This is a genomic window from Planctomycetota bacterium (assembly GCA_039182125.1).
Classification (GTDB): Bacteria; Planctomycetota; Phycisphaerae; order Tepidisphaerales; family Tepidisphaeraceae; genus JBCDCH01.
Window position 1 is genome coordinate 1 of sequence record JBCDCH010000034.1, and the last position, 17,321, is coordinate 17,321.

Here is a 17,321-nt window from a genome sequence, read left to right on the forward strand (position 1 = left end):
GGCCGCTGATGCGGCCGCGCGATTGGCTTCGAGGCTGGCGGTGTTGGCTTCGACACGCTTTTCGTTGAGCGGGTAGAACACCAACAGGACGGCGGCAAGGGCCATCGGGACCGTCGGTAGCCAGCTCATCATCAGCACGATGCCCGACAGGGTTCGCTCGGACGGTTCGGTGTTGGCCTCGAATGCGAAGTAGGCCAGTGTCCAGCCGGCAACGGCACCGCCGATGGTCCAGCCGAACTTGAACCCGAAGCTGGCCGCGGAATAGACCAGGCCGGTGGGGCGGTGGCCGTGCTTGAGTTCGATCTCGTCGGCGACGTCGGCGAGCATGGCGTTTTTCAGGACGAACAGCGGTCCGGAGAACAGGCCGACGAGCGTCTGCAGAATCAGCGCGGCGAGGATGGCGTCTCGTCCCAGCGGGTAGTGCAGCGCGCCGATGAGCGCGCTGAACGCCAGCATGCCGACGAAGACGATGCGTTTGCCGAAGCGGGCGGAGAGCGGGGCCATGAGGGGCGTGCCGATGAGGCAGCCGACCGAGCCAAGCGCGAGGTAGATACCGGCGATGGATCCTTCGGAGAGGTCGAGGCCGAAGAAGTCGATGCTTTCGCCGCGTACGCCGAGGTAGTACTTGACGTAGTACACGGCCGACGCGCCGCGGATCGAGATAAACAGGCACATCATCATGAACACGCCGAGCAGGATCAGCCACGCCTTGGACGTGACCATGTGCTCGGCCTGGGTGAGGAGGGGCACCGGCGAGGCGCGTTTTTCTTCGACGACGCGTTCACGCATCACGAAGAACGCGAAGATCAGCGCGACCACCGCGATCCCGGAGTAGAGGAAGGTCGTGTACTGGAAGCCCGCTTGCTTGGCGGCGAGCACCTGGTCGTCGGTCATGCCCGTGTCGACGCCGCCGAGGGTTTCGACGAGTTTCAGCGTGAAGAGCTGCGCGAAGAGCGAGGCGACGAACGCGCCGAACATGTTCCACGACGCTAGCGAGGTGCGGACGATGGAATCGTTGGAGCTTACGCCGATCATCGCGCTGAGCGGGATGCCGACGGCGGTGTAGGTCAGGCCGAGGATGGAGTAGGTGACGTAGGCGTAAATGAGCTTGCCGGTATCGCCCAGCGGCGGGGTGGTGAAGGCGAGCACCCCCATGATTCCGAAAGGCACCGATGCCCAAAGCAACCACGGGCGGTATCGGCCCCAACGAGTCCGTGTCTTGTCGGCGAGAATGCCGACGATCGGGTCGTTGATCGCGTCCCAGAGCCGGGTGATCAGGAACATCGTGCCCGCTTGCTTCGCGCTGATTCCGAACACGTCGGTGTAGAAAAACAGCTGCAGCATCATGAAGAGCTGCCAGTAGGTGTTGATCGACAGTGCGGATACGGCATAGCCGGACCGCTCCATGAGCGGGGGCTTGGCGCTAAGCAGGGTTGAGGAGGGCTGGGACATGCGAGAAAGCTCGGTCAGAAATCAGCGCCGGACGCGCTCGTGTGGGAAGTGACTGGCGGCGGTTATCCACGCTCGCCGAACCAGCGTTGCTGCCGGTAGCGTTCGAGCACATCGGCGTAGGCGGGATCATCGGCGAGATTGTGCCAGTCGTGCGGGTCGGCCTTGCGGTCGTACAACTCTTCGTCGCCGTTGGCGTAGCGGATGTAACGGAAGTCCTCATCGATGATCGCTTCGTTCTCGACCGGCTCGTGGAACACACGGGCAACGCCGTCCCAGGGCTGATCCGGGTCATCGAAAAGCGGCGTGATGTCCCGGCCTTCGAGGCCCTCACGCTCGGGCAGATCGGCCATTGCGACGAGCGTGGGGTACAGGTCGATCAGGCTGACCGTGCGGTGGCTGACGCCCGGCTCAATGCCCGGCCCGATTACGATGAATGGCACACGCGTCGAGCGTTCCCAGAAGCTGAACTTGGTCCAGGCACCCTTCTCGCCGAGCTGGAAGCCGTGATCGCTGGTGACGATGAGATAGGTGTGATCCCGCGCCGGCGAGTTTTCGTAGGCGTCGAGGATCTGGCCGAAACAGGCGTCGGCGTACGTGGTCGAAGCGCGGTATGCCTCGACCGCATCATCCCACATGTTTTCGCGAACCAGCGACCGGTGCAGGTCCGTTTTGTTGGCCCACTTGAGTGCCGTCGGCGGCAAATCATCCGTGTCGTTTTCAAGATAGCCGGCGAGCGATTCGGTCGGCGTGTCGGGCAGGTCGTAGAGGTCGAAGTACTTTTGTGACGCGACGAACGGAACGTGCGGACGGAAGATGCCGCAGGCGAGGAACATCGGCTTGTCGGCGTGGGGTGATTCAAGGTGCTCGGCGATACGCGTGGCGTTCTTCCAGTCGCCGGTCTCGACGTCCTCGAAGTCCATGGCCTTCCACCAGAACGACTTGCCCCACCATGTGCGGACTTGACCCTTGTGCCAGTTGTTGGGCCGCGGCTGGGGCCAAGGCGTGCCGTGCCTGATTTGGGCGTATTGATCCCACGACGCCCGGCGGTCGAGGAAGCGGTTCTGATTGCTGTTGGGTCGCCAGCCGTGATGGAAGATCTTGCCCGCGCCCACGGTGTGGTAGCCGTTTTCTCGGAAATGTTGAGGCAGTGTCACCGCATCACGCAGATGCGGAACCTCCCGGAAGTAGGTGTTGTTGTCCTGAATACCGGTGGTCGGCGGAAGTTGGCCAAGCAGGAAACTGGTCCGCGAAGGGTTGCAGACCGGTGCGTTGGTGTGTGCATTGGTGAAAACCAGACCCATCTCCGCTAGGCGGTCGAAGTTGGGTGTCTCCACGTCGGCACCAGAAAAGCCCAAGTCGTGGTTTAGATCGTCGACAACGACGAGTACGACATTGGGGCGGATCGTGATCGGCTCCACGGGCTCGGCCAGGGCAGGGGCCGTGCCGCTCAATAGCAAGGCGGTGGCGAAGACGATCCTGCGGGCGAGACGGCAGAGCGAACGTGAATGATGCAGGGCATACTTCATGACGGGTTTGGTCCGGGGGTTACGCGAGAGGAGTCGACGTCAGTCCACCTTTTCAAGGCTGACATCGTCGAGGTAGTACGAGGTGGTTTTGTCGTTGATGCGGAAGCTGATATTGCCGACGGTGACGGTATCGTCGAACGGGATGTCGAACTCGGCTTCCACCTTGTTCCACTGCCCCGAGCCGACGTGGACCGGGTCGGACGAGTAGACGTTGCGACCGCCGGCGGTGGCGACGATCAGGTGGATGTTCGACCGGCCGGTCCCCTGCTCGAGGCGGACCCAGCCGGTCACGCGGTACTTGCCCGGGCCGTTGATGTTGAACACGTCGGGCACGCGCTGGGTGAAGCTATGCCAGCGCTGCTGGCGTTCGATGAGCTTGCCGGCCATCGCCCCGGAACGCTTTACGTCCGTCGAAGGCACGACCCGCACCCGCCCGCCGTCGCCGGTGTACCAGCCCTCGGCCCCCAACTCGAAGTCGGCGTTGTGCACCTCCCGCAGGATGTACGGCACCTCCTGCGGTCGATGCACCAACTCGTCCTCGCGGGGGTGTGAGAAGTACACGCCATCGGCCGGCGGCTGCTCGATCTGCAGCCGGAACGCGGCGGGCAACTTAGCACCGTCTCGAACGCGGATCACACCGTCTTCCAGCACCACTGGCCGCGCCTGTTGCGTCGACTCAAAAAACTGGTTCACGCCCAGGATCCCTATGCCCTCGACCTGCGTGCCGAGGTGGATCACCGCGTCGGCGTCGCGGATCACGCCCAGGATCTCGCCGGTGTATGGGTTCACGGCGGCGAGGGATTGCTCGTCGGCCACGGCGGTGGGACTCAGGTACACGCGGTTGTCGTAGTCCCAGAGCCGGTCCTCTACCGGCGTGACGTGCGAGTTTTCCCAGCCGGCGACAATGCGGATGAGCTTGAGGTCGTTGCTATAGGTGTGCGGGTTGCGGCGGAACTCCCGGGCGAACGTGCCGTAAGAGAAGAAGTTGCTGCCCCGCGTGGCGCACTCGCCGAAGATCACCAGCTGTACCGGAAAGCTGGGGTTCTTGGGGAACGCGTCGGCGGTGACGTTGCCCAGCAGGTTCAGCGGCCAGCCGTCGTCGGCCAGCTCTTTCTGGCTGAGGAATTCGAGCGTGGGCTTCTCGCCGACCATCGCGTCGCCGCGGATGCCGCCCAAAAGGTCGGACGTCACCGACGGGTGCCGGATGTCGGCGATGTGCTGGCCCCAATCCGACCACAGCGCCGCGGGCTCGTGCACGATCTTGATGTCGCGGTCGGGGAACTCGGCTTCGAGTTCGTTGTGCAGCCGGCCGAGGAAGTGGTACCACCCCTCCTGCAACGTGGCGTAGTCGTACGCCATGCCCGGCCGAGCCACCGCAGTGCGCTCCGTGTCCGGCGTGCCGGGCAGCTTGCGGTTCGACGACCAGTTGAACTCGTTCCAGATGTCGGGCACGTCGAAGGCCACGCCCTTGAATAGGTAGTTCTGCTCCGGCCGCTCCTGGGCCCGCACGTGCGCGACGATCGTCGCGACGTGGTCGTCGATCACCGCGTCCTGCTGGTAGTCCGGGCACGGCTCCCAGCGGTTGGGCACGCCGTCGCCCCAGGTCTGCAGCTGCGCCAGGTTGTGCGGGAACGGCCGGTCGGTGTTCGCCCAGGACTTGGTCGCCTCGAACTTGTCCTTGTAGGCTTCATAGACCCGCGGCGCCGCCTGCTCGAGCGCCCGGAACTCTCGCTCGTCGATCGCCCGCGGCAGCATCGGGTGCCGGCCCGTGATGTAGGGTGCCGCTTCCTTGGCCGCCGCCAACTCGGCGTCGCTGAACGCGCCGTCGACCAGGTGCTGGATGTGTTTGTGCGGGTCGTTGTAGTAGAAGAACAGGTCGGCCCGGTGTGGGCCTTCGTAGGTGTCGTGCTTCTGGCCGTGGTAGGCGTAGCGGTACCCCAGCCCGCGGGCCAGCCGAAGCTGCGGCCCCGGCTCGTCCTGCGGCCCGTCCCAGCCGATGCCGTGGATGTTCAGCCACCCCATCGGCCGTTCATCGGGTTGGGCCATCGCCGGGCATGTCACAGTCAAGGCCAAGCCCACCCCAAGCGCAAGACACTTGAGGCGGGCAACGGTGGCGTGTCGGTAGTGTGTGAGCATCGTTCTCGTTTCGTATTGGTCGCGTTGTTTTGGCGGCACTTCAGTCGATCTTGTCGAACGTCACGTCGTCGAGGAAGTAGGGCATCGTCGGGTGATCGATGCGGAAGCCGACACTCGCGGCGCCGGCGGTGCCGGTGAAGTTGATGTCCAACTCGGCCGAGACTTTGACCCACTCGCCGGGTTTGAGCCGGACGGGCGACGAGGAGAACGTGTTGGTGCCCTCGGCAGCGGTGCGGACCATGACGTGAATCGAACTGTCAACCTCGAAGTCCGAGCCTGCAGACTGCCGGACATAGCCGGTGATGCGGTAGGTGCCCGGGCCGTGGATGTTCAGCACGTCCGGGATACGTTGCGTGAAGCTGTGCCAGGCTTTGGTGCGTGCGATCAGCTTGCCCGAGAGTTCGCCGCTGCGGACGACATCGCTCTCGGCAACGACGCGGACGTCGCGGCCGTCGCCGGTGTACCAGCCTTCGGGGCCGAGCTCGAAGTCCGTGTTGTGTACTTCGCGGAGGATGTAGGGGACTTTCTGCGGCCGATGGACAAGCGCCTCGTGCTCGGGGTGGGAGAAGTACACGCCATCGGCGGCGGCCTGGTCGAGTTGCAGACGGAAGCCGAGCGGCAGCTTGACGCCGGGTTTGGGCTTGATCAGGCCGTCTTCGATCACGACCGGCGGTTCACCATCGACCGGCTCGAAGAATGCGTTGACACCACGCAGGTTGCCGGTCGGAGACACGCCGTCGGCCAGCTTGATCGCGGCGTCAGCCGAGCGGAGCGTGCCTTGGATCTCGCCGGTGTATGGGTTGACGGCGGCGAGGGATTGCTCGTCGGCGACGGCGGTGGGGCTGAGGTAGACGCGGTTTTCATAGTCCCACAGCCGAGCGTCTACGGGTGTGGCGTTCGAGTTCTCCCAGCCGGCGACGATGCGGAGCAGGTTGAGGTCGACGCCGTAGGTGTGCGGCAAACGCTCGAACTCCCGGGCGAACGTGCCGTAGGCGAAGAAGTTGCTGCCCCGTGCCGCGCACTCCCCGAAGACGACGAGTTGGAGCGTGAAGCTGGGGTTCTTCGGGAAAAGGTCGCCGGTGACGTTGCCCAGCAGGCTCACCGGCCAGCCGTCTTCGGCAAGTTCTTGCTGCGTGAGGAACTCGAGCGTCGGCTTTTCGCCGACCATCGCGTCACCACGGATGCCGTCCATCATCTCCTCGGTGACCGACTCGTAAGGGATGTCGGCGATGTATTGGCCCCAGTCCGCCCAGATCGCGGCGGGCTCGTGAACGATCTTGGTGTCGCGCTGCGGGAACTCGTCTTCGAGCGCATCGTGCAGGCGGTCGAGGAAGTGGTACCAACCTTCCTGCAACGTGGCGTAGTCGTACTCGACGCCGGGACGCGCGACTGCGGTGCGGGCTTCGTCGGGTGTGCCGGGCAGGCCACGGTGCGATGCCCAGTTGAACTCCTTCCAAATCTCCGGCACGTCGAAGACCACGCCCTTGAACAGGTAAGCGTCGGCGGGGCGTTCCTGAGCCTTGACGTGGGCGACGATGGCCGCGACGTGTTCGTCGATCACCTCGTCACGCTGGTAGTCCGGGCAGGGTTCCCAGCGGGTCGCGTCGCGGTCGCCCCAAATCTGCAGTTGCGCGAGGTTGTGGGGGAATGGCTGATCGGTGTTGGCCCAGGACTTGGTGGCTTCAAGCTTGTTCTTGTACGCCTCGTAGACCCGGGGGGCTGCTTTGGCCAGACGCTCGAACTCGGGCTCGTCGATCGCCCGAGGAATCATGGGGTGTAGCCGCATCGTGTACGGCGCCACTTCACGGGCAGCGGCCAACTCTTCCTCCGTGAAATCGTCCTCGACCGACGTTTGAATCTGTTTGTGCGGGTCGTTGTAATAGAAAAACAGGTCCGCGCGGTGTGGGCCTTCGTAGTGATCGTACTTCTCGCCGTGGTAGTTGTAGCGGTAGCCCAAGCCGCGGGCGAGGCGGAGGATCGGGCCTGGGTCGTCGTCCGGGCCGTCCCAGCCGACGCCATGGATGTTGAGCCAGGCGTTGGGGAGTGGATCCGGCGTCTCCGCGTCGGCTTGTCCGGTGACAGCAACAGCAAGAACGGCAGCGGCGACAAGGCCGGGCTTAAGTCGTGAAAATGGCATCGGTGGGTAGGGTTGGAACAGCTGCTGTTGGCGTGGAGGCGCAGCTCGACGCCATTTGGCACATCATGCACAAATGTTTGTGTTAGTCAAATTCGCTGATTTTCGGATGTGGCGATCGGGTAGCCATTGTGTATGCTTCCGCGCATGTGGAACCACAATCCTCGCTTCACGCACCGGCTGATCGGTGCGCTTCTTGCGTGCTCTCTCCTCGCAGTCGGCTCTCGCGTCGCCGAAGCAGGTACGTCGATCGGCAGCCCGTTCTCGGATCACATGGTGATACAGGCGGAGTTGCCCGTGCGGGTCTGGGGCGGGGACACGGCCGGCACGGAGGTGATCGTGACCTTCGCCGGTCACGAAGCGATCACAACGGCCGATGCCGACGGGTACTGGGAGGTCGAACTGCCCGCCGTCTCGGAAGTCGGGCCTTATGAGTTGGTCGTCGCCGGCTCGGACACCATCACGCTCACCGATGTCGTCGCCGGCGATGTGTGGCTTTGCTCGGGCCAATCGAACATGGCCTGGCCTGTGAAAAACAGCGACAGCGCCCGTTGGGCCGTCCGCGAGAAGGCCAACCCGAACATCCGTTTCCTCACGATGCCCAACAACTCGGTCGACGCACCGGCCGACGAGGTCGACGTGTCGTGGGAGCTCGCCGGGCCGGACACCGTGAAAGACTTCTCGGCGGTGGGGCACTTCTTTGGCCGGCGCTTGCACATGGAAACGGGCCGACCGATCGGGCTGATCGACGCCTCATGGGGAGGTTCCAAGATTCGAGCCTGGGTGCCCGAGGATTCGCTGCGCGGCCATCGTTTGCACGAGGTGCTCGCCCAACGCAGCGACGAACAGGTTGCCGACTTCGAGCGACGCCTGGCCGATTACCGCGCCAACGGTCAGAAGGGCCAGCGCCCACGCCCCAACGGCGGTGGACCTCAGCACAAGCTCTCGCACCTCTACAACGGGATGATTCACCCGCTGGGCAATCTCCCCATTCGTGGCGTCCTGTGGTACCAGGGCGAGTCCGACGCGTGGATGCCCGATGACTATGCCACGCTCTTCGACATGCTCGTCGCCGCGTGGCGGGATCAGTTCGGCGACGACGAGTTGCCGGTCTACTTCGTGCAACTGCCCAACTTCGACAACGGCAACGAAGACACTTGGCGTCGGTTCCGCGAAATGCAACGTCTCTACGTCGCCCGACCCGACGATGGCATCGACATGGTCGTGACCATCGACGTGGGTGACTCCAAGGACATCCACCCACGAAAGAAGAAGAAAGTCGGCGAACGCTTGGCTTTTCTCGCGTTGCGTGACGTGTACGGCCAGGACATCCAGGCAGGCAGCCCGTTGCCGGTCTCGGCCACGGTCGAGTCCGACGGGGCGGTTCGCGTGACGTTCGAGAATGTCGGTGACGGGCTCAAGGTTCGCGGCAACAAGGACATTCTCGCATTCGTTCTTGTCGACGATACCGGGAAGGGCCACATCGCCACCGCCGAGATCGCCGGCCCCGACACCGTCCTCGTTCGCGCCGAGGGTGTCGAGGCGCCCACCATCGTCCGCTACGCCTATCGCCCGGATCCGAAGGTGAACTTGGTCAATGCCGCCGACGAACCGGTCACGCCGTTCTCGATCGAGTTGGGCGAGTAACACGATGAACCAACAACGTGCCACGCTGTTCCCCGAGGGCCGATTGTCGCTCGGGGCCAACTACTGGGCCAGTCACGCCGGGACCGCGATGTGGTCGGACTGGCGCGAGCAGGTCGTCCGCGAGGATCTGCGCAAACTCGCGGCCGCAGGGATGGACGTGCTGCGTGTCTTCCCGCTCTGGCCGGACTTTCAGCCGATCCATCGTTTGTTCAAGCAAAACAACGTACCGGTCGGGTTCTCGTTTGCCGACGGCGTGCCGTTGCCCAATCGCGACGGGATCGACGAGGTCATGGTCGAGCGATTCCGCGCGCTGTGCCGGATCGCCGCCGAGTGCGAGATCAAGTTGGTCGTGGGCTTGGTGACGGGCTGGATGAGCGGCCGGTTGTTCGTGCCGCCCGGGCTCGTTGGGTTGGACCCGATCACCGACACGATCTCGGTGCGTTGGCAAGTGCGGCTCGCGCGAGGGTTGGTCGAGCGCCTCATCGACGAGCCGGGCATTGCCGCGTGGGACCTGGGCAACGAGTGCAACGAGATGGGCGCGGCCCGCAGTCGTGACGAGGCCTACGCCTGGACCGCCGCCGTGGCCGGTGCGATCCGGTCGGCCGATCCGGGGCGTCCGTTGGTCAGCGGCATGCACTCGCTCAAGGTCGCCGAGCCTGACGTTTGGCGTATTCAGGACCAGGGCGAGCTGACGGACGTGCTCACGACACACCCGTATCCGTTCTGGGTGCCGCACGTTGGGAACAACCCGACCGACACGGCCGGCCCGATCCTCCATGCCGCGGCCGAGACGACGCTGTACGCCGACCTTTCGGGCAAGCCCGCGTTCGCCGAGGAGATCGGCAGCATGGGCCCGACCGTGCTCGACGACGACCGCTCGGCCGACTTCTTCCGGGCGAGCACCTTCACGCTCTGGGCCCATGGCGGGCGGGCGTCGTTGTGGTGGTGTGCGTTCGATCAGGAGGCGCTCGTTCATCCGCCGTACGAGTGGGTGGCCGTCGAGCGTCGGCTCGGCATGGTCCGCCGCGACGGTTCGTCGAAGCCGGTGCTCGACGCGCTCGGCCAGGTTCGCATCAAGGTCGACGACATCCTCACGCGCCACGGCATCGACGCACTTCCGCCGCGCGTCGTCGACGCGGCGGTGCTGCTCACACCCGGCCAGGACAACTGGGCCGCGGCGTTCGGAGCGTTCGTGCTGGCCAAGCAGTCCGGGCTGGACGTGCGGTTCATGCACGCCGGGGCGGCGCTCCCGGAGGGACCGGAAGTGCTCCCCGATCCGGTCGAGGTGCCTGCTCTGATCGTGCCGTCAGTTGCCGGGCTGATGGCGATCACGGCGAGCTTGGCCGCGAAACTTCACGCCTACGTCGAGGCGGGCGGGCGGCTGTTGGTCACGCTCGACGATGCCCACGTGCCGGACCTCGACACGCTCTTCGGCCTGCACCTGCACCGCCGCTATCCGCGAACCGACGCGCAACCGTTGGCGAGTGACGTGCGGCTCGACCTTTCGGTGGAGTCCGCCGAGGTACATGCTGCCGAGCCTGACGGAAATCCGGTGCTGACGAGCAACCGTGTCGGGCGGGGCGAGGCATGGTTCCTGACCTGGCCGGCCGAGAAGCATCTCGCGACCACGCCGGACGGCATCGACGCCGGGTTGCCGTTCTACCAGCAGTTCGCCAACGGTCGGCAAACGCAAAAGCGTGCCTCGTGCATTTCGCTCGGCGTTCACATGACCGAGCACATCCTCGACGCGTCGCGTCGGTTGTTGCTGTTGGTGAACGTCACCCATGCGGCGGTCGAAGCCGGAATCATGCCGACGGACGGCTGGACGTCATCGGCGTCGTCGGTGACCGTGCCGCCGTTCGGGGTGGCCGATGCGTTGCTGACAGCCGCGCGGGCGTCGTCGGCGTGATCAGTCGGTGAATCGGCGGATGACGACCGCGTCGTTCTGGCCACCGAAGCCGAAGCCGGTGCTCATGGCGACGGGAACGTCGGCGGCACGGGCCTCGTTGGGCACGTAGTCGAGGTCGCACTCGGGATCGTCGGCGTCGAGGTTGGCCGTGGGCGGGAGCTTGCCGTCGCGCATCGCCAGGACACAGGTGATCAACTCGACCGCGCCGGCGGCGGCGATGAGGTGGCCCATCATGCTCTTGATGCTGCTGACCGGGATGTTGTACGCGTCGTCGCCGAAGACTTGCTTGATCGCACGGGTTTCGTTGCCGTCGTTCTCGCGGGTGCCGGTGCCATGGGCATTGATGTAGCGGACGTCGGTCGGCCGGAGGTCCGCGTCGGTGAGGGCCTCGCGCATGGCGATGACCGCGCCGGTGCCGTCGGGGTGCTGGTCGGTGATGCGGTAGGCGTCGGCGGTGCTGCCGTAGCCGACGACCTCGGCGAGGATCGTCGCGCCACGGGCCTGGGCGTGCTCGAGGGTTTCGAGAATGACCACGCCCGCGCCTTCGCCCAGCACGAAGCCGCCCCGGTCGGCGGAGAACGGTCGGCTCGCGGCCGGCGGGTTTTCGTTCTTCTCCGAGAGGGCGGTCAGCCGATTGAAGCCGGTCACGCCCAGCGGGTGGATCATGGAGTGAGCACCGCCCGAGATCATCACGTCGGCGTCTCCGCGGCGCAGGATTTCGGTCGCCTCGCCGATCGCTTGGGTCGAGGCGGCACAGGCAGTGAGGCAGTTGAACGCCGGACCGGACGCGCCGGTGAGCTTGGCCAGGTGTGCCAGCGGCAGGTTCGGTTCCTGCTCGATCTCGCGCATGGCGCTCATGGCCACAAACGCGACGTCGGCCCACTTGGCCATGTCGAGTTCCCGGGCTTCGGTGTCGTACCCGGTGAGCACGGCTGTCGAATAGGGGCCGAAATCGAGCGACCCTTCGCCGCTGGCGAAGTACATGCCCACGCGGTCGTTGTTCAGGTCGCCGTTAAAATTGGCTTGCGTCCACGCCTGCTTGCATGCGGCCAGTGCAAACCGCGTGTTTCGCCCGGCACCGGCGTGCTCGGCATGTTCGGGCAGATGGTCCGCGAGGTCGAAGTTCTTCACTTCGGCCGAGATCTGCGTCGGGAACGTGTCGGCTTCGAAGAGTGTCGTGCGCGCGATCCCCGACCCGCCCGAGAGCAACTGATGCCAGACACTCTCCAGATCGTGCCCGAGCGGCGTGATCCAGCCCATTCCGGTAATGACGACGCGATGCATGAGTTTCGAGGTTAGGGAGGATCGTTATGCCTTGCGGAACACCAGTGCCGCGTTCTGCCCGCCGAGGCTGGCGACGCTGGTGAGCGCGATCTTGGCGTCCATCGGGCGGGCGTCGTTGGACGTGTTCAGGCCGGCGCGGTCGCAGTTGATCGCGGGCGGGGCGGTTTGGTGGTGGAGCGCGAGAACGGCGGTGGCGGCGTCCTGGCCGCTACCGGCGGCGAGGGCGCCGGTTTGCCCTTTGATCGGACAAAACGCCGGCTTGCCGAGATCATCGCTGAACGCACGGCGGAGACCCGCCAACTCCGACGCGTCAGCCGGTGCGTAGCCGACACCGTGCGGAACGATCACGTCCACGTCGCCCGGGGCGGCTTCGGCTTCACGCAGCGCGTTGGCCACCGCGTTGCCGTACGCCCGTCCCTCCGGATCGGCGTCAACCAAGCCGGTCGCGTCCTGGCTCGCGCCGAAGCCGACGACTTCGGCGTAGATCGTCGCGCCACGCGTTTTGGCCGCTTCGAGTTCTTCAAGGATCAGCAAGCCACCGCCCTCGCCGTGGACACTGCCTTTGGCGTCCTGGGCGAACGGGCGCACGGCGTTGGCCGGATCATCGTTGCTCTCGGCGTTGAGCCGGCCGAGCAGGGTGTGTCGGGTCGTGCCCATCGGATTGACCTTCGACTCGGCACCGCCGCAGATGCAAACGTCCGCGTCGCCGCGTTGGATCGTGCGATATGCCTCGCCGATGGCGAGATGGCTGCTCGCGTCCGCGCAGGTGATCGTGTTGCTCGGCCCCATCAGCCCGTGGATGATCGTCACGTGGCACGCCAGCATGTTCGGCAGGTACTTGAGCAGCCAGAGCGGCGTGAGCTTGGTCATGCCGTCGGCGCCCCACTTGCTCAGGTCGAGCTTGTTCGGGTCGGCATCGGATCGGGCGGTGTCCATTGCGACCGCGAGTTCCTCGAGGTCGGCATTGATCAGGCCCGCGCCGATGTTGCAGCCGAAGCGTTCGGGGTTGATGGTGGGGTTGTCCGTGACGCCGCTGGTTTCGAGTCCCGCCGAACGCACCGCATCGTCGGCCGCGACCACGGCCAACTCGATGTCCCGCGCCATGACCTTCGCGGCCTTGCGGTAGTGTTTGGGCACGTACTGGTTGACCTTGAACGGCGGCGTCGTCGCGGCGAGCTGGCACGGAAAGCCGGAGGCATCGAAACGCTCATTCTTCGTGACGGCGATCGTGCCAGCGGTGAGGGCGGCCCAAAAGTCGCCAGCCCCAAGCCCGAGCGGCGAAGCCACACCAACCCCTGTCACCGCCACGCGTCGTTCGTTCGATGAAACAGCCATGCGGGCAGAGTCTATGGCGATCCCGGGGATCGTACACTGAGGCTGTTACCTTTGCTCGACGGCAGCGAGATAGTTGGTGCGTATCGGGCCATTGACTTTCTTCACCGAACCGACGGTTCTGCCGTGAGTGACTTGGCCAAACATGCCCGCTCGCGTCAGCGGCTCGCTGGGACCCTCGGCGGGTTATGATGGGCTCATGGCCAACGGTGAGATCGAGCGGCGGGTTTGGTTGACGTTTCCGGATCAGGCGGCGGTGGAGCGGCCGTTGATTTGGCGGATGAGCCGGGAGTTCTCCGACGTGGTTTTCGACATCCGCCAAGCGAGCGTGCAGGCACACATCGGCATCATGGCGATGCTGCTCAAGGGAGAGACGCAGCGCGTTGCCGGGGCGATCGAGTTTCTTCGGAGCGAAGGCGTGCAGGTTGACCCGATCGAGAAGACGGTGATCGAGGGGTAGGGGAAGGCGCTAGGCGCTGGTGGCTAGTCGCTAGCGCCTGTCAGCGATGTGCGTGGCAAGCCCTAGCGCCTAGTTCCTAACCCCTAGCGTCTACTCCGCTCCCCCCGCGATCGCGGGGACGATGCTGACTTCGTCGCTGTCCTTCACGGGTGTTTTGAGATCGTCCATGAAGCGGATGTCCTCGTCGTTGACGTAGATGTTGACGAAGCGGTTGAGCTGGCCTTCGGACTCGGCGGTGGGAACTTGCTTGAAGAGTCGGGTTTCGATGCCCGAGGCGTTGGAAGTGAGTGTGGTCAACACTTCGCCAACGGTGGTGCCGTTGATTTCGATGACATCGGCACCATCGGTGTACTGGCGCAGCGGAGAGGGGATGCGAACTTTGGGCATGGATCGGTGGGTTGATTACTTGAGTTGGAGGCCGCCGCCCTGGTTCATGGCAACGATCTCTTCGGCGACGATGCGTAGCTCTTCGTCGAGCTGAAACCGGTGAGGGACGAACTTGATGGCCCGGGCACCGTCGTCCCACTCGAGGCCGGTGAACACGCGGGGTCCTTTATGGCCGGCGGCATCGGCCATCATTTCGGCGACGGCCCGAACCTGTGCCGGCGGTGCGTCGATCGCCCAGCTACGCGCGTTGCTGATGATCTTGTCGACGACCGGTTTGGGATTGTGTCCCGCCTCGGCACGCTGGTAGGCATCCTGAAGCGCGGCCTGAATGGACTGCGGGCCGACCGGCAGCCGCTCGCGCAGGGCGTTGCGATAGCCGAAGATGACGTGATTGCCCGAAGTGCGTGTCTTGAGTTCCTGCTGCCATTGCGAGCGGATCCGTGGTAACTGGTTTTGCCTGGCACCCTGAAGGGCTTGCTGGAGACGCATCTGATCCTGCATTTCCATGCCCGGTTGGGGCTCGGGCAAGGGGGCGTTGTAGTACGCCTGCACCGCCGACGGGACGAGCTCGTCGGGGATGGTGTCGAGGCTCGCGACGAGTTCCCATTTGATATAGGCGTCGACCGACGGCTCGGTGTGAATCCGCTCGTTGAGCGCGAGCACGACGATCTCGGGGGTGAGGTGCCTGTCGTACTTCTTGCCGCTTGTCTTGAAGAAGTTGGCCCGTTCCGGTCCGAGTTCACCGGCGGTGCGGGCCTTGATGTAACGCTCCTGCAACTCGCCGACCGCTTCCTGAATCGCAGCCTTGGCCTCGTCGTCAATCGCGGGCGTCGCGGATGCGGCACCAGCGGACAGGGCAAGCATCAACATGACGGTTAGGACGTGTAAGCGCATGGTTCGGTATCTCCTCGGCTCGCCGACATCTTACACCCTCACACGGCCGTGAGAGCCTCTTGGGCGTTGGACACGCGGGCCGCGGTTTGGTTCAGCGAGTCGGGGCCGCCGTGCTCATCGACGTAAGCGTCAAAGGCGTCGAGCTTGGCTTCGATGGAGGCGGGGCGGTCGAGCTTGTCGGCGACGGCTTCGATGGTTTTGAGCCCGTTGCCGGTGACGCAGACGACGATGGACTCGTCCTTGTCGATGGTGCCGTTCTGGATGAGCTTGACGGCGGCGGCGAGGGTGGTGCCGCCGGCGGGTTCGGTGAAGATGCCTTCGGTCCGGCCCAGGAGTTTGATCGCGTCGACGATCTCGGCATCGGTCGCGTCCATGCCGGCGCCGCCGGAGTCTTTCACGGCGTGGTAGACGTAGTAGCCGTCGGCGGGGTTGCCGATGGCGATGGACTTGGCGAGCGTATGGGGCTTCTGCGGCTTGATGATGTCGTTGCCGGCGCGGAGCGAGGTGACGACCGGGTTGCAGCCGGCGGCTTGGGCCGAGTAAAACTTCGCGCCGCCTTCGGGGACGTCGACGAGGCCAAGCTTTTCGAGTTCGGCGTAGGCCTTGTGAACTTTGGGCAGGATCGTGCCGCCGGCGGTGGGGAGGATGGTGTGCTGCGGGAGCCGCCAGCCGAGCTGCTCGGCGATCTCGAAGCCGTGCGTCTTAGCGCCTTCGGTGTAGAACGGGCGCAGGTTGACGTTGACGATCGCCCAGCCGTATTTGTCGGCGATCTCGGTGCAAAGGCGGTTGACGTCGTCGTAGTTGCCCTTGATCGGCACGACCTTGGGACCGAAGACCAGCGACGCGACGACCTTCCCCTGCTCCAGGTCGTGGGGGATCATGACGTAGCAGTTAAGCCCGGCCTGGGCGGCGTGGGACGCGACGGAGTTGGCGAGGTTGCCGGTGGACGCGCAGCCGACGGTGTCGAAGCCGAACTCGACGGCCTTGGTGATCGCCACCGACACGACGCGCTCCTTGTACGAGTACGTCGGGTAGTTGCAGGAGTCGTCCTTGATGTACAACTCACGGCAGCCCAGCTCGGCCGCGAGACGGTCGGCCCGCTTGAGCGGTGTGAAACCCGAGTGGATGCCGCAACGCGGCTCGCCCTCGACCGGCAACAGCTGGCGATACCGCCAAAGCGACTGCGGCCCGGATTCGATGCTCTCGCGCGTGACCTGGCCACGCATTGCGTCGTAGTCGTACTCGACTTCGTAGGGGCCGAAGCATTGCGTGCAGACGTGAACGGGCGCGGCGGGGATCTGGTGACCGCACTCGCGGCACTTGAGACCTTTGACGAAGTGGGAGGGCGCTTGGCTCATGGCGTTTGATACGCCGCGGCGGTGCGAACGATCCGGATAAAAGAAAACCCTCGTCTTGTCGGACAAGGGGGTCGTTGGGCAAGGTCGGTCGAGCCGGGGCGGCTCGATCGTTTGCTCTGCGTCCCTTATCCACCCTGCTGGCCTCCCAGCAGGCGGGGCTTGGCACCCTTCCGGTCACGCGGTGCGTGGTCGGTGGTTGCCGTGGTTTCGACGGGCCCGCGCCCTCCACCACTCTCGATAAGTTCGCGCCGAAGCGGCTTGGTTGTGAGTACACGATAGCCGGGCCGGCGTTTCGATCAAGAAATCGGCGTCGAGGCGTGATTGGCCGCACTTTTGCAGATTCGCGGGCACCGTGACTCTGTTATCTTCACCACCCATGCAGCCCGTCGCCCCTGGCACGAAACGCCCACGCCTGCTGATCGCAGACGATGCCGTCGCGACACGCAACGGGCTGGCCGAGCTGATGCGGCGGCGGGGGTATCGCTCCCTCCAGGCCGCCAACGGCTCCGAGGCGATCGAGCTGCTCAAGCAAGAGTCGGTCGACGGTCTGGTGCTCGATCTGCAGATGCCAGGAACCGATGGGTTCGCTGTGTTGGACTACGTTGCCGAACATCGGCGCGGCCTACCGGTGGTGCTGCTCAGTGGATTGGCCGCCGACGAGATCCAAGACCGCATGGCCAACCTTGCCAGCCCCAACCTGCCGCCGCTGTTTCTCAAGCCCGTCGACGCCGATCAAATGCTCGACGTGATGGAGTTGCTGCTCAGCGGCGAGCTACCGACCGACCCGTCGGCGGTTTGAGAC

13 protein-coding genes and 1 riboswitch are annotated in these 17,321 nt (G+C 64.9%); of the genes, 4 read left to right on the forward strand and 9 right to left on the reverse strand.

The window, feature by feature from the left end; all coding sequences use genetic code 11:
- The 4 genes from AAGD32_10325 to AAGD32_10340 form a co-directional block, all read right to left on the reverse strand.
- Window positions 1–1,452: MFS transporter (locus AAGD32_10325; protein MEM8874643.1), on the reverse strand; the 1,452-nt coding region annotated here is incomplete at its 3' end.
- 62 nt (window positions 1,453–1,514) lie between these two features.
- Entirely contained in the window at window positions 1,515–2,978 is a 1,464-nt protein-coding gene (locus AAGD32_10330) for a sulfatase (protein ID MEM8874644.1), read from the reverse strand.
- A gap of 39 nt (window positions 2,979–3,017) precedes the next feature.
- Window positions 3,018–5,024, reverse strand: coding sequence for a carbohydrate binding domain-containing protein (locus AAGD32_10335; protein ID MEM8874645.1), 2,007 nt, complete (start codon window positions 5,022–5,024; stop codon window positions 3,018–3,020).
- 130 nt (window positions 5,025–5,154) lie between these two features.
- Window positions 5,155–7,251 carry a carbohydrate binding domain-containing protein gene (locus AAGD32_10340; protein MEM8874646.1) on the reverse strand — a complete coding sequence of 699 codons (2,097 nt, stop codon included), beginning with the start codon at window positions 7,249–7,251 and terminating at the stop codon, window positions 5,155–5,157.
- A 132-nt stretch (window positions 7,252–7,383) separates the two neighbouring features.
- On the opposite strand from AAGD32_10340, the gene AAGD32_10345 reads away from it, so the two are divergent.
- Both AAGD32_10345 and AAGD32_10350 read left to right on the forward strand, forming a co-directional pair.
- Window positions 7,384–8,895 carry a sialate O-acetylesterase gene (locus AAGD32_10345; protein MEM8874647.1) on the forward strand — a complete coding sequence of 504 codons (1,512 nt, stop codon included), beginning with the start codon at window positions 7,384–7,386 and terminating at the stop codon, window positions 8,893–8,895.
- A 4-nt stretch (window positions 8,896–8,899) separates the two neighbouring features.
- Window positions 8,900–10,804, forward strand: coding sequence for a hypothetical protein (locus tag AAGD32_10350; protein ID MEM8874648.1), 1,905 nt, complete (start codon window positions 8,900–8,902; stop codon window positions 10,802–10,804).
- Here the strand turns inward: AAGD32_10350 and AAGD32_10355 are convergent, their stop codons facing one another.
- A complete protein-coding gene (locus AAGD32_10355; protein MEM8874649.1) occupies window positions 10,805–12,088 on the reverse strand; it encodes a beta-ketoacyl-[acyl-carrier-protein] synthase family protein in 1,284 nt (427 codons plus the stop codon).
- 24 nt (window positions 12,089–12,112) lie between these two features.
- The gene (locus tag AAGD32_10360) at window positions 12,113–13,423 is read right to left on the reverse strand and encodes a beta-ketoacyl-[acyl-carrier-protein] synthase family protein (protein ID MEM8874650.1); all 1,311 of its coding nucleotides are present in this window, start codon (window positions 13,421–13,423) and stop codon (window positions 12,113–12,115) included.
- 196 nt (window positions 13,424–13,619) lie between these two features.
- On the opposite strand from AAGD32_10360, the gene AAGD32_10365 reads away from it, so the two are divergent.
- Window positions 13,620–13,880, forward strand: a complete 261-nt coding sequence (locus AAGD32_10365) for an NIL domain-containing protein (protein MEM8874651.1) — start codon at window positions 13,620–13,622, stop codon at window positions 13,878–13,880.
- A gap of 90 nt (window positions 13,881–13,970) precedes the next feature.
- On the opposite strand, the gene AAGD32_10370 is transcribed toward AAGD32_10365, so the two are convergent.
- Genes AAGD32_10370 through thrC form a run of 3 tightly spaced genes read right to left on the reverse strand, consistent with a single transcriptional unit; the run spans window position 13,971 to window position 16,519 of the window.
- Window positions 13,971–14,267: a MoaD/ThiS family protein gene (locus AAGD32_10370; protein ID MEM8874652.1), complete on the reverse strand. Its 297-nt coding sequence runs from the start codon at window positions 14,265–14,267 to the stop codon at window positions 13,971–13,973.
- 15 nt (window positions 14,268–14,282) lie between these two features.
- Complete coding sequence (locus AAGD32_10375) at window positions 14,283–15,161, reverse strand: hypothetical protein (GenBank protein ID MEM8874653.1); 879 nt, start codon at window positions 15,159–15,161, stop codon at window positions 14,283–14,285.
- A 38-nt stretch (window positions 15,162–15,199) separates the two neighbouring features.
- The gene (gene thrC, locus AAGD32_10380) at window positions 15,200–16,519 is read right to left on the reverse strand and encodes a threonine synthase (GenBank protein ID MEM8874654.1); all 1,320 of its coding nucleotides are present in this window, start codon (window positions 16,517–16,519) and stop codon (window positions 15,200–15,202) included.
- Between the two features lie 122 nt (window positions 16,520–16,641).
- Window positions 16,642–16,763, reverse strand: a riboswitch (SAM riboswitch).
- Between the two features lie 132 nt (window positions 16,764–16,895).
- Between thrC and AAGD32_10385 the strand changes: the two genes are divergently transcribed.
- Entirely contained in the window at window positions 16,896–17,318 is a 423-nt protein-coding gene (locus AAGD32_10385) for a response regulator (protein ID MEM8874655.1), read from the forward strand.
- Window positions 17,319–17,321: the final 3 nt, after the last annotated feature.

Excerpts from the sequence above, each read along its gene's own strand:
- AAGD32_10330 (MEM8874644.1), bottom strand. The coding sequence starts at position 2,978 with ATGAAGTATGCCCTGCATCATTCACGTTCGCTCTGCCGTCTCGCCCGC.
- AAGD32_10335 (MEM8874645.1), bottom strand. The coding sequence starts at position 5,024 with ATGGCCCAACCCGATGAACGGCCGATGGGGTGGCTGAACATCCACGGC.
- AAGD32_10340 (MEM8874646.1), bottom strand. The coding sequence starts at position 7,251 with ATGCCATTTTCACGACTTAAGCCCGGCCTTGTCGCCGCTGCCGTTCTT.
- AAGD32_10345 (MEM8874647.1), top strand. The coding sequence starts at position 7,384 with ATGCTTCCGCGCATGTGGAACCACAATCCTCGCTTCACGCACCGGCTG.
- AAGD32_10350 (MEM8874648.1), top strand. The coding sequence starts at position 8,900 with ATGAACCAACAACGTGCCACGCTGTTCCCCGAGGGCCGATTGTCGCTC.
- AAGD32_10355 (MEM8874649.1), bottom strand. The coding sequence starts at position 12,088 with ATGCATCGCGTCGTCATTACCGGAATGGGCTGGATCACGCCGCTCGGG.
- AAGD32_10360 (MEM8874650.1), bottom strand. The coding sequence starts at position 13,423 with ATGGCTGTTTCATCGAACGAACGACGCGTGGCGGTGACAGGGGTTGGT.
- AAGD32_10365 (MEM8874651.1), top strand. The coding sequence starts at position 13,620 with ATGGCCAACGGTGAGATCGAGCGGCGGGTTTGGTTGACGTTTCCGGAT.
- AAGD32_10370 (MEM8874652.1), bottom strand. The coding sequence starts at position 14,267 with ATGCCCAAAGTTCGCATCCCCTCTCCGCTGCGCCAGTACACCGATGGT.
- AAGD32_10375 (MEM8874653.1), bottom strand. The coding sequence starts at position 15,161 with ATGCGCTTACACGTCCTAACCGTCATGTTGATGCTTGCCCTGTCCGCT.
- thrC (MEM8874654.1), bottom strand. The coding sequence starts at position 16,519 with ATGAGCCAAGCGCCCTCCCACTTCGTCAAAGGTCTCAAGTGCCGCGAG.
- AAGD32_10385 (MEM8874655.1), top strand. The coding sequence starts at position 16,896 with ATGCAGCCCGTCGCCCCTGGCACGAAACGCCCACGCCTGCTGATCGCA.